This is a genomic window from Priestia sp. FW507-14D1A (assembly GCF_058781295.1).
The window spans coordinates 1,342,212-1,355,586 of sequence record NZ_JBYSWQ010000001.1 but is presented as its reverse complement, the minus strand read 5'-3'; the positions used below and the strand labels follow the sequence as shown (position 1 = coordinate 1,355,586).

Annotated in this window: 11 protein-coding genes; 10 read left to right on the top strand and 1 reads right to left on the bottom strand. The window is 39.5% G+C overall.

Going from position 1 to position 13,375, the window contains the following annotated elements; translation table 11 throughout:
• Positions 1–116 precede the first annotated feature (116 nt).
• The 3 genes from lonB to yihA all read left to right on the top strand — a co-directional run bounded on the left by lonB (position 117) and on the right by yihA (position 4,952).
• On the top strand, positions 117–1,784 hold the full coding sequence (gene lonB / locus AC3WJG_RS07475) for an ATP-dependent protease LonB (protein ID WP_013085136.1): 1,668 nt from the start codon (positions 117–119) through the stop codon (positions 1,782–1,784).
• Between the two features lie 259 nt (positions 1,785–2,043).
• Positions 2,044–4,368 carry an endopeptidase La gene (lon, locus tag AC3WJG_RS07470; RefSeq protein ID WP_028410554.1) on the top strand — a complete coding sequence of 775 codons (2,325 nt, stop codon included), beginning with the start codon at positions 2,044–2,046 and terminating at the stop codon, positions 4,366–4,368.
• Complete coding sequence (gene yihA, locus AC3WJG_RS07465; RefSeq protein ID WP_013059364.1) at positions 4,365–4,952, top strand: ribosome biogenesis GTP-binding protein YihA/YsxC; 588 nt, start codon at positions 4,365–4,367, stop codon at positions 4,950–4,952. Before lon ends, yihA begins: the two co-directional genes overlap by 4 nt.
• Before the next feature lie 93 nt (positions 4,953–5,045).
• Here yihA and AC3WJG_RS07460 read toward each other — a convergent pair whose 3' ends face one another.
• A complete protein-coding gene (locus tag AC3WJG_RS07460; protein ID WP_013059363.1) occupies positions 5,046–5,531 on the bottom strand; it encodes a LiaF transmembrane domain-containing protein in 486 nt (161 codons plus the stop codon).
• A 329-nt stretch (positions 5,532–5,860) separates the two neighbouring features.
• Here AC3WJG_RS07460 and hemA point away from each other — a divergent pair, with 329 nt between their 5' ends.
• The 7 genes from hemA to spoVID all read left to right on the top strand — a co-directional run bounded on the left by hemA (position 5,861) and on the right by spoVID (position 13,368).
• Positions 5,861–7,201 carry a glutamyl-tRNA reductase gene (gene hemA / locus AC3WJG_RS07455; RefSeq protein ID WP_028410555.1) on the top strand — a complete coding sequence of 447 codons (1,341 nt, stop codon included), beginning with the start codon at positions 5,861–5,863 and terminating at the stop codon, positions 7,199–7,201.
• 14 nt (positions 7,202–7,215) lie between these two features.
• Complete coding sequence (locus tag AC3WJG_RS07450; RefSeq protein ID WP_025750612.1) at positions 7,216–8,049, top strand: cytochrome C assembly family protein; 834 nt, start codon at positions 7,216–7,218, stop codon at positions 8,047–8,049.
• Positions 8,050–8,062: 13 nt separating this feature from the next.
• Entirely contained in the window at positions 8,063–8,995 is a 933-nt protein-coding gene (gene hemC, locus AC3WJG_RS07445; RefSeq protein WP_016765662.1) for a hydroxymethylbilane synthase, read from the top strand.
• Positions 8,995–9,768: a uroporphyrinogen-III synthase gene (locus AC3WJG_RS07440; protein ID WP_028410556.1), complete on the top strand. Its 774-nt coding sequence runs from the start codon at positions 8,995–8,997 to the stop codon at positions 9,766–9,768. Before hemC ends, AC3WJG_RS07440 begins: the two co-directional genes overlap by 1 nt.
• Before the next feature lie 17 nt (positions 9,769–9,785).
• Entirely contained in the window at positions 9,786–10,766 is a 981-nt protein-coding gene (gene hemB / locus AC3WJG_RS07435) for a porphobilinogen synthase (RefSeq protein ID WP_014458109.1), read from the top strand.
• Between the two features lie 16 nt (positions 10,767–10,782).
• Positions 10,783–12,072, top strand: coding sequence for a glutamate-1-semialdehyde 2,1-aminomutase (gene hemL, locus AC3WJG_RS07430; protein WP_013059357.1), 1,290 nt, complete (start codon positions 10,783–10,785; stop codon positions 12,070–12,072).
• Positions 12,073–12,219: 147 nt separating this feature from the next.
• Entirely contained in the window at positions 12,220–13,368 is a 1,149-nt protein-coding gene (spoVID, locus tag AC3WJG_RS07425; RefSeq protein ID WP_102812670.1) for a stage VI sporulation protein D, read from the top strand.
• The last annotated feature ends 7 nt before the right edge of the window (positions 13,369–13,375 follow it).

The following is a 13,375-nucleotide window of genomic DNA, read 5'->3' as shown; positions in this document are numbered from 1 at the left end:
TTCTGGTGATGAAGCACAACTAAATTTTACTTTTTACTAGAATCTTGTTTATTCCTACTGCTGCAGGGAGATAATAACTGATAATTATCTTACTAAACTGCGCAGGAGGTTTATCTATGAACTGGACGAATATTGCCTTAATGGTCCAACTCTTTTTTGGTATCATCATTGGCTTATATTTTTGGAATTTATTACGCAATCAGCGTACGCAAAAAGTCTCAATTGACCGGGATTCAAAGAAAGAAATGGAGCAATTGCAGAAAATGAGAGCCATCTCTTTAACTGAGCCGCTTGCCGAACGTGTAAGGCCGTCTAGCTTCTCCGATATTGTCGGACAAGAGGATGGAATTCGGTCACTAAAGGCTGCCCTTTGCGGTCCTAATCCACAGCACGTGATTGTATACGGTCCGCCTGGAGTAGGAAAAACGGCAGCAGCACGTTTAGTGTTAGAAGAAGCAAAAAAAAATAAAAAATCACCTTTCAAACAATCGGCTGTATTTGTAGAGTTAGATGCAACTACGGCGCGTTTTGATGAGCGAGGCATTGCTGATCCTTTAATTGGGTCTGTTCATGATCCTATTTACCAAGGAGCAGGTGCCATGGGCCAAGCTGGAATTCCGCAGCCAAAACAAGGAGCGGTTACAGATGCACACGGGGGAATTTTATTTATTGATGAAATTGGAGAGCTCCATCCTATTCAGATGAATAAGCTGTTAAAGGTTCTAGAAGATCGAAAAGTATTTATGGAAAGCGCCTATTACAGCGAAGAAAACACACAAATCCCGACACATATTCACGATATTTTTCAAAATGGTTTGCCAGCAGACTTTCGTTTGATTGGTGCGACGACTAGAACACCTAATGAAATTCCGCCTGCCATTCGTTCTAGATGCGTAGAGGTATTTTTCCGTGAGCTTGATCGCGACGAAATTATTACAGTTGCAAAAAAAGCAGCAAATAAAGTAAGAATGGATATATCAGAAGAAGGTTTATCTCTGTTTTCTACATATGCACGCAATGGACGTGAAACGGTTAATATGATGCAAATTGCGGCTGGATTAGCGATATCAGAGGAACGAACGGATATTAAAAATGAAGATATTGAATGGATTGTTCATTCTAGTCAACTATCTCCAAGACACGATCCGAAAATTGCAGATGAGGAAAAAGTGGGACTTATTAATGGATTAGCTGTGTACGGGCCCAACTCTGGAGCACTTTTAGAAATTGAAGTCAAAGCGATTCCTGCAAAAGAGAAAGGGAACATTATTATTACGGGTATCGTTGAAGAGGAAAGTATAGGAACTCAAGGGAAGTCTATTCGCCGTAAAAGTATGGCTAAAAGCTCAATTGAAAATGTCATAACGGTTCTTCGCTCAATGGATGTTCCTGCCGATGAGTATGATATTCATGTAAACTTTCCGGGAGGCGTTCCGATTGATGGACCTTCTGCGGGTATTGCTATGGCAACAGGTATCTACTCAGCGATTTATGAAGTGCCAATTAAACATACGGTAGCAATGACAGGAGAAATTGGTCTGCACGGCAACGTAAAGCCAATTGGCGGCGTGATTCCAAAAATCAAGGCAGCAAAACAAGCAGGCGTTCAGACGGTGATTGTGCCAAAAGAAAATATGAATGCAATGGTAGAAAAGGTAAAAGGTATCGACATTATTCCTGTCCATCATTTAACAGAGGTGTTTGAACAAGCGCTATTGTCTGTACATGAGCATGTTGCACATTTGTCGGTAGATCCAGCTATTTCAACTAGAGAATCTAGCTAATTCTATCATGATAATTAAAAATTAATGGTCAGATGAATATTCATCGCCTTTTTCGCGTATAAAACCTTTATACACAGCCAACGAAAAAGGCGTTTTTTTATGAAAAGAGCTTAAAAAGATATATTTTGCCTTTTAATTCTTTCTCATGGTACAATTAGTAATTACTATTGTTAGACATGTGTATACAAATGAGATAAAATTGTTAAAAGAATTCACACTTTACATACTTTAATTGACGAGCATTGGAGGTGTTCATTGCATGGCAGAAAAAGAAAAATTGACAATGCCGCTATTGCCTTTACGAGGTTTGATCGTCTATCCGACAATGGTGCTTCATTTAGATGTTGGGCGAGATAAATCTGTGCAAGCATTAGAAAAAGCAATGATGGATGATCACTTAGTTTGTTTAGTATCACAAAAAGATATGGGTATTGATGAACCAACAAAAGAGGATTTATATAGAACTGGGACGTTAGCAAAAATTAAACAAATGCTAAAGCTGCCGAATGGAACGATGCGTGTCTTAGTAGAAGGACTAAATCGCGTAAACGTTACAGAATTTGAAGACAGCGAAGAATATTTTGTTGTGCACGTGGAAAAGCAAAACGAAGAACATCAGGTTGATGTAGAAGATAAAGCGCTGATGCGCACGCTTTTAGACTATTTCGAACAATACATAAAACTTTCCAAAAAGGTGTCCGTTGAAACTCTTTCAACGGTAAGCGACATTGAAGAACCAGGAAGACTAGCGGATATTGTAGCCTCTCATCTACCAATAAAAATTCAGCTCAAACAAGAAATTTTAGAAATAACTGATGTGAAGGAAAGATTAAATACGATCATTTCTCATATTCAAGACGAGCAAGAAGTTCTGCAGCTGGAGAAAAAAATTGGACAGCGTGTAAAGAAATCAATGGAACGCACTCAGAAAGAGTATTATCTTCGTGAGCAAATGAAGGCGATTCAAAAAGAGCTTGGAGACAAAGAAGGAAAGACAGGAGAAGTAGCAACACTTCGCGAAAAAATTGAAGCAAGTGGGATGACGGACCATGTCAAACAAGTGGCGTTTAAAGAATTGGATCGCTATGAAAAAATTCCTGCTACCTCCGCTGAAAGCTCAGTCATTCGAAATTATATCGAGTGGTTGATTGCGCTACCTTGGACAAATGAAACGGAAGATACGCTCAATATTCATAATGCTGAACAAGTGCTGAACGATGAGCACTATGGCCTTGAAAAAGTGAAGGAACGCGTATTAGAATATCTAGCTGTGCAGCAGTTGACAAAATCTCTTAAAGGCCCTATTTTATGTTTAGCAGGACCTCCTGGCGTAGGGAAAACCTCCCTAGCCCGTTCAATTGCCACGTCTCTAGATCGTCATTTTGTACGAGTGTCTCTAGGCGGCGTGAGAGATGAGTCAGAAATCCGCGGTCATCGTCGCACGTACGTGGGAGCTATGCCTGGACGCATTATTCAAGGAATGAAAAAAGCAGGAACGATTAATCCGGTATTTCTGCTTGATGAAATCGATAAAATGTCAAATGATTTCCGTGGAGACCCGTCTTCTGCTTTGTTAGAAGTATTGGATCCTGAACAAAACCATAATTTCAGCGATCACTATATAGAAGAAACGTATGATTTATCAAAAGTGATGTTCGTGGCTACAGCCAATAACTTAGCTACGATTCCGGGGCCGCTGCGCGATCGAATGGAAATTATTCAAATTGCTGGTTACACGGAGCTGGAAAAGCTTGAAATCGCGAAGCGTCACCTATTGCTGCGCCAGCTAGAAAATCACGGATTGCAAAAGGGCAATTTGCAGATTCGTGATGACGCGTTAACAGCAATCATCCGTTTATATACGAGAGAAGCTGGTGTTCGTAACCTTGAACGCGAAATTGCTTCCATTTGTCGAAAAGCAGCTCGCATCGTAGTCTCTGGCGAGAAAAAACGCGTGGTGGTGACGGCCAAAACGCTTGAAGAATTCCTTGGTAAGCCTAGGTTCCGTTACGGACAGGCTGAGACGGAAGATCAAGTCGGCGTTGCTACAGGTCTTGCTTACACAACTGTAGGAGGAGACACGCTAGCCATTGAAGTAAGCTTGTCCCCTGGTAAAGGAAGACTAGTGCTAACCGGAAAGCTTGGAGACGTGATGAAAGAATCAGCTCAGGCAGCATTTAGCTACGTGCGTTCAAATGCAGAGAAACTAGGAATTGATGAAAAGTTTTATGAAAAACATGATATTCATATCCATGTTCCAGAAGGAGCTGTACCAAAGGATGGACCTTCTGCAGGAATTACCATTGCCACTGCTCTAGTATCAGCACTAACGGGTAAACCAGTGCGTAGAGAAGTAGGAATGACAGGAGAAATTACACTAAGAGGTCGCGTATTACCAATCGGCGGTTTAAAAGAAAAGTCACTTAGTGCACATCGTGCCGGATTAACTAAAATATTAATCCCTCATGATAATGAACGTGATATTGAAGATATCCCTGACAGTGTACAAGAGGAATTAGACATCGTTCTTGTGTCACATGTGGACCAAGTATTGGAACATGCGCTAGTAGGAGAGGTAAAATGAAAGTAACTCAAGCCGATATTGTTATCAGTGCCGTACGCCCTGAACAATATCCTAAAGAAAACCTGCCAGAGTTTGCGTTAGCAGGCCGTTCAAATGTAGGAAAATCATCTTTTATTAATAAGATGCTCAATCGCAAAAGCTTAGCGCGTACGTCGTCTAAGCCCGGAAAAACTCAAACGCTTAACTTCTTTTTAATTAATGAAATCCTTCATTTTGTAGACGTACCTGGCTACGGATTTGCAAAAGTGTCTAAAAAAGAGCGTGAAGCATGGGGGAAAATGATTGAAACGTATTTAACAAATCGTGAGCAGCTTAAAGCTGTGTTAATGATTGTTGATCTACGCCATGCCCCTTCAAAGGATGACGTTATGATGTATGAGTTTTTGAAGCACCATGACCTTCCCGTTATGGTTATTGCAACGAAAGCTGATAAAATTCCTAAAGGAAAATGGCAAAAGCACTTAAAAGTAGTGAGAGAAACGCTGGACTTAGATCCAAATGATGAATTAATTCATTTCTCATCTGAAACAGGTGAAGGAAAAGATAAAGCGTGGAAATCTTTGCAGTATCGCATGACTCACTGAACAAAGGAATAGAATCTAAAAAAATGGAACGTTTATCATCACTCTAACAGGAAGTGAGTCAAACGTTCCATTTTTTTAACTTGTTTACATAGATTACTTTCGTTTGAAAAATAATAAATATAGCCCAACTAGTAACAATAAAATAGGCCAGAAGGTTGTTAAATAATTTACGCCGTCTTCAACTTTTGGCAAAAATAGTTTAAGACGGTCTGAAAACATCATTAAAATGGCAATAATTAAAAGGGTGCCGCCTTGGAAAAAGCCTGATTTGGCTTTTCTAGCACTAAGTAAAAAGCTAATGGCCACCATAAAAACGACCATGCTAATATTCGTAGGCCAAAAGGGAATTTGTTCACTTACATAGAAATGAATACCTAAAGTGATTAATATGTAGCTTGCAAGCAAGTTTGAATGATCTTGAGATAAAGCAGACTCAGTTAACAGGGCTGCTCCTATTAAAATTAACAGTACAGGCCACGTGTATACCTTTGCTGCAATGCTCATATGTAGTTCATTCAGTAAGAAAAAGATTCCAAATCCAACTAGTAAGACACCAAAAAACATTGATTGCTTTTTCATAGTAACCTCCAGGTGTTTCAAAACAGAAAACGTGATAAAACGCTGCTTTTTTGATACAATTTATTACGGAATAACAGTTAATATCTTAACACATGTTTTCAAAGACTGTTCACATTTTTTTTTCGAATGACTTATAGAACATGTTATAATAGTTAGAGATAAGGCGAAGCTTACACCTGTGTAATGTCCGCCGCTTTTTACGAATAGTAGAATGAAGAACGCCGGATTTTACGGGCAGTTATCTCACTGTAGCTCTTTGGAAATTTAGGGGTTACTGCCCGTCAAATTCGGACAAATAAGCACATTTCAATTATAGGGGGTATGTACAAATGCATATTATAGCAGTCGGCTTAAACTTTCGAACAGCCCCTGTTGAAATAAGAGAAAAGCTTAGTTTTAATGAGCAAGAACTAGCATCTGCCATGAAAACGTTAAGCGGCCAAAAAAGTATTTTGGAAAACATCATTGTTTCAACATGCAATCGTACGGAAATTTATGCTGTTGTTGATCAATTACACACGGGCCGTTATTATGTAAAAGCATTTTTAGCTGAATGGTTCGGAATAGATAAAGAAGAGTTTTCACCTTATTTAACCATCTATGAAAATGATGGAGCCATCGAACATTTATACCGAGTAGCATGTGGATTAGATTCAATGGTGATTGGTGAAACACAAATTCTTGGACAAGTGCGTTCAAGCTTTTTGCTTGCTCAAGAAGAAGAGACAATTGGAACGGTTTTTAATCAGCTGTTTAAACAAGCTGTGACATTAGCCAAAAAAGCTCATCATGAAACAGAAATTGGTGCGAATGCAGTTTCTGTCAGCTATGCAGCTGTAGAGCTTGCTAAAAAGATTTTTGGAGACTTATCATCCAAACATGTGTTGATTCTTGGTGCGGGAAAAATGGGTCAGCTTGCCGTACAGAATTTATATGGCAGCGGAGCTAAAAAAGTAACGGTAGTGAATCGAACATTTGAAAAGGCACAAGAGCTAGCAAACCGTTTTTCTGGAGAAGCGAAACCATTTGCTGATCTTCAACATGCTTTAAGCGAAGCAGATATCTTAATTAGTTCAACAGGAGCTAATGATTATGTAGTAACGAAACAAATGATGAGTGAAGCCGAGCGTACGCGTAAAGGTCGTCCATTGTTTATGGTAGACATCGCCGTTCCGCGTGACTTAGATCCAGAACTAGATGAGCTAGAGACGGTCTTTTTATATGATATCGACGATTTAAACGGGATTGTAGAATCCAATTTGCAAGAGCGTCAAAAAGCTGCGGATGAAATTGAAATTATGCTTGAAGCTGAAATTGTTGCTTTCAAGTCTTGGCTTGGTACATTAGGCGTTGTGCCTGTTATTTCTGCACTTCGTCAAAAAGCACTTGCCATTCAAGCTGAAACGATGAAAAGCATTGATCGTAAGCTCCCAGATTTATCTGAGCGTGAGCGCAAAGTTTTAAATAAACATACAAAAAGTATAATTAATCAACTTCTTCGCGATCCAATTTTACACGCGAAAGAATTGGCTGGAGAGAAACATGCTGAAGAGTCTTTAGAGCTGTTCATGAAGATTTTTAATATTGAACAGGAAGTTGCTTTGCAAAAAGAAAAAGAAGAGCAGCTTCGTACATCGATTACGTCTCATTCAGTAGCTTATCAGTCTTAAGTGAGGATTGAATAATGGTTGATATGGAATTAACCAGAATCTATGAATTGATTGTGATTTTATACGCCGCGAGCGTTTTATTATATTTTATTGATTTTGTACAAAATAACCGGAAGGCAAACTCGATAGCCTTCTGGTTACTTTCTATTGTGTGGGTTTTGCAAACAGCCTTTTTAATTTTACGAATGTTTGAGACGGGAAGGTTTCCTATTCTTACCGTTTCTGAAGGGCTGTATTTTTACGCGTGGGTGTTAATTACTCTTTCACTTGTGATTAATCGCCTGTTCCGCGTTGATTTTATGGTGTTTTTTACAAATGTGATTGGTTTCTTAATTATGGCTATTCATACGTTTGCTCCACTTGAAACATACACTGCTGTCCAGTCGGAGCGCCTTGTGTCAGAATTATTAATCATTCATATTACCATGGCTATTTTATCTTACGGCGCTTTTTCAGTCTCTTTTGTTTTCTCCGCTTTGTATCTTGTTCAGTATAATTTATTGAAAAAGAAGAAATGGGGCAAGCGCTTGCTAAGAATTGAAGATTTAACAAAGCTAGATTACATGTCCTATGTATTAATTTTAATTGGTGTACCGCTGTTATTGCTTTCGTTAATCTTAGGAATCATATGGGCTTATATTAAATACGTAGATTTTCATTGGTACGATACAAAAGTGTTAGGTTCATTTTTAATGTTTGTTGCATACAGCGCTTACTTGTATGCTAGACTGCGTAGAGGTATTCAAGGAAAGGCAATCGCAATGTGGAATATTGGATTGTTCTTAGTCTTACTTATTAATTTCTTTTTATTTGGCAGTTTATCGAATTTTCACTTTTGGGGTTCGTAATTAGGAGGACAACATGCGAAAAATTATTGTCGGCTCTCGTCGAAGCAAACTTGCGTTAACACAGACCAAGTGGGTCATTGAACAGTTAAAAAAACAAGGTCTTCCTTTTGAGTTTGAAATTAAAGAAATGGTTACAAAAGGGGACCAAATTTTAAATGTAACGCTGTCCAAAGTAGGCGGTAAAGGTCTTTTTGTAAAAGAAATTGAACAAGCCATGTTAGATGAAGAAATTGATATGGCCGTTCATAGTATGAAAGATATGCCAGCTGTTTTGCCAGAAGGATTAACGATTGGATGTATTCCTTTACGAGAAGATCATCGTGATGCGCTTATTTCAAAAAATGGTGAACGATTTGAGGAGCTACCAAGCGGTGCTGTGATTGGGACAAGCAGCTTGCGTCGAGGGGCACAGCTTCTATCTATGCGTTCAGATATCGAAATTAAATGGATTCGAGGAAATATCGACACACGCCTAGAAAAATTAAAAAATGAAGATTACGATGCAATTATCTTGGCAGCTGCAGGGTTATCTCGTATGGGCTGGTCGAGAGATACGGTCACTCAGTACCTAGAGCCGGAAATAAGCGTTCCCGCTGTAGGGCAAGGAGCTTTAGCTATCGAATGCCGAGAAAATGACCATGAATTATTATCGCTTCTTCAAGCTCTAAATCATGATGAAACCGCTCGTGCTGTTAGAGCTGAACGCGTATTTTTAAAAGAGATGGAAGGCGGATGCCAAGTGCCGATTGCGGGTTATGGGCGTATATTGGACGGCGGAAACATTGAGCTAACGTCGCTAGTCGCGTCTCCTGATGGCAAAACAATTTACAAAGAGCAAATTACGGGAAAAGACCCCGTTGCTATCGGTTCAGAAGCTGCTGAGCGCTTAACATCTCAAGGAGCTAAGCTTTTAATTGACCGTGTAAAAGAGGAGCTGGACAAATAATGAGTCATGAGGCTCCTCTTTTTTTAAAAAAAGTTTTGATTACAAGAGAAGCGAAGCAGGCTCATTCATTTGCAGCACAGATTAAAAAGCTTGGAGGCATACCTTTGAGCTTACCAGTCCTTACGTTCGCACGTTCTAACAATGAAAAAGAAGTGGAAGATGTCCTGCTGTCGATTGACTGTTTTGATTGGATTGTTTTTACAAGTCAAAACGGCATTTCTTTTTTCTTTGAATGGCTAAAAGAGTTAAATATCAGTTGGAGTGCTTTAAAAAGATTAAAAGTGGCTGCGGTTGGAGAAAAAACCGCAAAATTGCTAGAAAAACACGATGTTAACGTGCAACTTGTTCCAAAAGAATACGTTGCGGAATCACTTCTTGAGTCGTTAAAAGCAAATGTGTCACATCACGAGCGAGTTCTCCTTGTACGAGGACAATTAGCCCGCTCTGTTTTAAAAGATGGGTTAAAAGAGTGTGAGGTAACGGATTTAGTTGTATATCAGACCATTCGAAATCAAGGCTCTGAACGCTTGGTTAAGCAACATGTAGAAACAGGAATTGATGCCATTACTTTTACAAGTTCTTCTACAGTTAGATTTTTTGTCGAGTCAGTTAAAGATATTCCGAATTGGCTTGAGCTTATAAATAGAACCAAAGTTGTTTGCATCGGCCCTATTACGAGTCAGACAGCGAGCGAATATGGAATTAAGCATCTTGTTCCTAACACATACACAATAAATGGTATGATAGATATGTTGGTTAGTTGTTTTGAATAATAAAGGAGGATTTTAACATGAAAGATTTACAATTTACACGTCATCGTCGTCTTCGTAATTCTGTAAATATGCGTGCGCTTGTACGTGAAACACATTTACATCCTGAAGACTTTATATATCCTATTTTTATTGTAGAAGGTGAACAAAAAAGAAATGCTGTAAAATCAATGCCAGGTGTGGATCAAATTTCTTTAGACTACTTGAATGATGAAATCCAAGAGCTAGTTGATTTAGGAATCAAGTCAGCTATGGTGTTTGGTGTTCCCGCTGAAAAAGATGCGGTCGGCTCACAGGCATACCATGACCACGGAATTGTTCAAAAAGGTATTCGTCAAATTAAAGAAAATTTTCCAGACTTTGTTGTTATCGCAGATACATGCTTATGTCAATACACAGATCATGGCCACTGTGGTGTAATTGAAGACGGAAAAATCTTAAACGATCCTAGCCTTGACTTATTAGCGCGTACAGCGGTTAGTCAAGCTAAAGCAGGAGCGGATATTATTGCGCCTTCAAACATGATGGACGGTTTCGTGGCAGCTATTCGCCACGGTCTAGACGAAGCTGGATTTGAAGATGTTCCTGTGATGTCTTATGCTGTTAAATATGCATCTGCTTTTTACGGACCATTCCGCGATGCAGCGCATTCTTCTCCTCAATTTGGAGACCGTAAAACATATCAAATGGACCCAGCTAATCGCTTAGAAGCACTTCGAGAAGCAGAATCTGATGTAGAAGAAGGAGCAGATTTCTTAATTGTAAAACCAGCTCTATCTTATTTAGATATTATGCGCGATGTGAAAAATACGTTTAATTTACCGGTAGTGGCTTATAATGTGAGCGGTGAATATTCGATGATTAAAGCGGCAGCTCAAAACGGCTGGGTAAATGAAAAAGAGATTGTTCTTGAAAAATTAATTAGCATGAAGCGTGCAGGAGCGGATTTAATTGTAACGTATCATGCTAAAGACGCAGCACGCTGGTTATCTGACAAGTAATTAAGGAGGCTTACACATGAGAAGTTATGAAAAGTCAAAAGCAGCTTTTTTAGAAGCGCAGCAATTAATGCCGGGTGGAGTAAACAGTCCTGTTCGTGCATTTAAATCAGTAGATATGGATCCTATTTTTATGGAACGAGGAAAAGGCGCTACGATTTACGATATTGACGGCAACAAATATATTGACTACGTCTTATCATGGGGACCTTTAATTCACGGACATTCCAACGATCAAGTAGTTGAAGCAGTAAAAAAAGTAACGGAATCTGGTACAAGCTTTGGTGCACCAACATTAATTGAAAATGAGCTTGCTAAGGTTGTTATTGAGCGCGTTCCTTCAATCGAAATCGTCCGTATGGTGAGTTCAGGTACGGAAGCAACGATGAGCGCACTGCGTTTAGCACGTGGCTATACGGGCCGCAACAAAATTTTAAAATTTGAAGGCTGTTACCATGGACACGGTGACTCTCTTCTAATTAAAGCTGGCTCAGGCGTTGCAACGTTAGGTCTACCAGATAGCCCGGGAGTGCCTGAAGGAATCGCTAAAAACACGATTACAGTGCCGTACAATGATCTAGAAAGCGTACAATATGCTTTTAAAGAATTCGGAGATGACATTGCCGGAGTAATCGTTGAACCGGTAGCAGGAAATATGGGTGTGGTACCGCCTCAGCCAGGTTTCTTACAAGGGCTTCGTGATATCACATCAGAATATGGCTCACTGCTCATCTTTGATGAAGTAATGACAGGGTTCCGCGTAGCGTACAACTGTGCACAGGGATACTACAACATTACGCCTGACTTAACTTGCTTAGGAAAAGTAATCGGTGGCGGTTTACCAGTAGGTGCTTACGGCGGTAAAGCTGAAATTATGGAGCGAGTTGCACCAAGCGGCCCGATTTATCAAGCAGGTACATTATCAGGTAATCCGCTTGCGATGACAGCTGGATACGAGACGTTAACGCAGCTGACACCTCAATCCTACGATGAGTTCATTCGTAAAGCAGATCGCTTAGAAGAAGGATTGATGGCAGCAGCTGAAAAATATGATGTGCCGTTTACCGTAAACCGAGCTGGTTCAATGATCGGTTTCTTCTTTACAAACGAACAGGTAATAAATTACGAAACAGCGAAAACATCAAATTTAGATTATTTTGCAGCTTACTATCGTGAAATGGCTAATGAAGGCGTGTTTTTACCTCCCTCTCAATTCGAAGGAATGTTTTTATCAACTTCTCATACAGATGCAGACATTGAACATACAATTGCAGCAGCTGAAAAAGCTTTTTCAAAGTTGCGTGGATAAACAGCTAAATAAGATTGTCTTTTATATCAAAGCTTACGGAGGATTCCGTAAGCTTTTTTAGTTTTAAAGACATATTTTAATTTATTTGTTCATACATCTTTAATGACCGCGCTATTACCTGGCGGGTGTTGGAAGGGGGAGAACAATTTGTCGCAGGATAATTTATCATGTCTGCGTTTTTCCGTAGAAGAATCAGTATGGTTTCAAAAAGGACAGGAAGTCTCACAACTTTTGTCTATCTCCTTAGAGCCTCAAGTATCTATTCAAGAATATGACCAATACGTGTCTATTCGAGGAGCATTACAATTAACAGGTGAATACGAAACGTACGAGGGAGAGCACTCGTTACGAGAATATACAAATGAGAATCAAGTGCAATCTATCTCTGTCCGTGAAGACGGAACGGCTGAATTATCACATCAATTTCCTGTTGATATTACCATTCCTAAAAATCGTATTCAAAGTATTGAAGACGTATATGTATCTATTGATTTATTTGATTATGAATTGCCAGGCACAAATCAGCTGCAGCTAATGGCAGACTTGTCCATCACAGGATTGTACGGAGAACAGCATGAAGAACGAGAAGAAGAGGAAGAGTTTTCGGAGGAACAGCATATCGTCTCCTATGAAGAAGTGGACGATGCTGAAGAGGTATATACTGAAAACGTTGCTCAAGAACAAGAGGAACAAGAGGAACAAGAGTTTGACGTAAGCTATCGTGAAGCTCCCGCACTTTTAGAAGCAGAGGCTATTGAAGAAGAGCATTCAGAAGAGGCCCCTAGTTATTTTTCATCTGTATTTAAAAAAGAGTCTCGTGCTGAGCCGGTCGTGGAATATGAAGAGGAAGCATATGAACCATTTGAAGTCGAAGTGAAAAAAGAGGCCCCAATCGAGGAAGAAAGAGAAGACAATGTGATTGAACTGTTTCAGCTTCGTCAAGAGCAAGAAAGCTTCGAAGAATCGCAAGCTAGTGAATTGAATACGTATGCTGACGTTCAACGAGAGGCTGAGCAAGAAGAAGCTGAGCAAGAAGAGGAAAAGATTATTGTTGAATTTCGGAAAGAAGAAAATGAAAGCGGCCGAAATGAAAACGCCCTTTATTTAACAAAGCTCTTTTCGCGGGAAGAAGAAGCTTTTTCAACGTGGAAGCTTTGTATTGTTCAAGACGGAGATTCGCTTGATACGATAGCAAACCGCTATAATACGAATGTACAAAACATTTTACGAGTAAATAATTTAGAAGATGAATATGAGCTGGAAGAAGGAAGCATCTTAAATATTCCCGTTCGTTAAAGTCGGA